Origin of the sequence: Psychrobacter sp. UBA2514 (assembly GCF_002341255.1) — a bacterium.
In the GTDB taxonomy this organism is placed as follows: domain Bacteria; phylum Pseudomonadota; class Gammaproteobacteria; order Pseudomonadales; family Moraxellaceae; genus Psychrobacter; species Psychrobacter pacificensis.
Window position 1 is genome coordinate 143,036 of sequence record NZ_DDNS01000009.1, and the last position, 1,520, is coordinate 144,555.

The window sequence follows — 1,520 nt, forward strand, 5'->3', positions numbered from 1 at the left end:
GAATGTTCAACACGCCCTAGTATCAAGGGCAAACTGAGTGATTAAAACTGGTAGTGGACAGACAGCCCGTAATAGTCAGGCGCAAGATTGGTTGTGATGAGAAGCTGATCGTTATAGCTTTTGGTCAAATACATACTACTGGCAACCCCTAGTGCTGCACCAGCAAATACATCAGCCACATCATGTTTTTCCGCTTTAACACGGCTATAACCCACAAAAGTTGCGCCAACATAAGCTGGAATACTATATTCTAATCCATAGCGTTTATGAATGAAGCTTGCGCCCTGAAATGCCAAAGAAGTATGTCCTGATGGGAAGGAGTCATTGTCGCTATGGTCAGGACGCTCTTTATTAATGGTTGACTTCACAGCATAGGTCACGGCAAGATTGGTAGCAAATGATTGATAAAATTGCTGACGTCCCTCTTTATCATTCATATAATGCGTGCTGCCATAAGCAATGGCAGGTATGGCAACCGCAACAATGTCACCGGCTCTCTCCAAACTTGAGGTATTTTCAGCATAACTGGGCGCGGTGATGATCACACTACTTGCCAACAAGATAATAATAGGTACGTGTGTTTCGCGAAGCATGGATGCGTCCTTAGTAGGGTAGCGGTACTTGTTAGGGCAGGCGCTACGATAGCAAAATGAGAATGTTGGCCTTGCTAATTGTACTATAAAGTGGACATACGATAAGGTATTAAATGGGATTGTATACTGTAAAATATATTTTTTATGGCTATGGTCCAAAGTGAGATGGTTCTTTGACATGCCAATCAAATAAGCATAAAAATGATTGTGGTATAACCAATGACTTACTCCAAAATAACATTATCCTTACTAAGGAAAAACGATGATATTTAAATATTTAGACAAAACCCCTGAGTTTGCTGTACCGTTCAACGGTTGGATTGCTGACTCGGCACAAGTAATCGGTGATGTGTATTTGGGTCATCAGGCCAATGTTTGGTTTGGTGCGGTGATACGCGGCGATAACGATCGTATTCATATCGGCGACTATAGTAATGTGCAAGAAAATAGTGTGATTCACACTGATGCAGGTATCAAAGTGACTATCGGTGATTACGTGACTATTGGCCATCTAGCGATGCTGCATGGCTGTGAGATCGGTGACAATAGTTTGATTGGTATCGGTGCGGTAGTACTCAATAATGTCAAAATAGGTAAAAACTGCCTGATAGGGGCGAAAGCCTTAATTACTGAAGGTCAGGTTATTCCTGACAATTCCCTGGTGATGGGCGCGCCTGCCAAAGTCGTTAAGACACTGACAGATGAGCAAGTAGCGATGTTGAAAATGTCAGCGCTGCATTATTCTGAGCGTTGTCAAAAATTCAAAACAGGTTTAACAGAAATAGCGATGCCTGACTAACTAAGCGCTTATTTTTAACGATGAAGCGGCAAAAAAGAGTCCTGTCCCCTGCTTTTTATCGTTGGGGCTGATGTTAAAATTGACCCATACTGCGTTACAAATCTCGCTAAGGCATCTGCATTATCGTC

The 1,520-nt window shown here is 42.4% G+C and carries 2 protein-coding genes; one reads left to right on the forward strand and one right to left on the reverse strand.

Going from position 1 to position 1,520, the window contains the following annotated elements; all coding sequences use genetic code 11:
- Positions 1-41 precede the first annotated feature (41 nt).
- Positions 42-593 carry a phosphatase PAP2 family protein gene (locus B3V51_RS03620; RefSeq protein WP_286708007.1) on the reverse strand — a complete coding sequence of 184 codons (552 nt, stop codon included), beginning with the start codon at positions 591-593 and terminating at the stop codon, positions 42-44.
- Positions 594-855: 262 nt separating this feature from the next.
- Between B3V51_RS03620 and B3V51_RS03625 the strand changes: the two genes are divergently transcribed.
- Positions 856-1,392, forward strand: coding sequence for a gamma carbonic anhydrase family protein (locus tag B3V51_RS03625; RefSeq protein ID WP_212564376.1), 537 nt, complete (start codon positions 856-858; stop codon positions 1,390-1,392).
- Positions 1,393-1,520: the final 128 nt, after the last annotated feature.

Bases quoted from the DNA above. Each gene is read 5' to 3' on its own strand.
- B3V51_RS03620 (WP_286708007.1), bottom strand. From the start codon at position 593: ATGCTTCGCGAAACACACGTACCTATTATTATCTTGTTGGCAAGTAGT.
- B3V51_RS03625 (WP_212564376.1), top strand. From the start codon at position 856: ATGATATTTAAATATTTAGACAAAACCCCTGAGTTTGCTGTACCGTTC.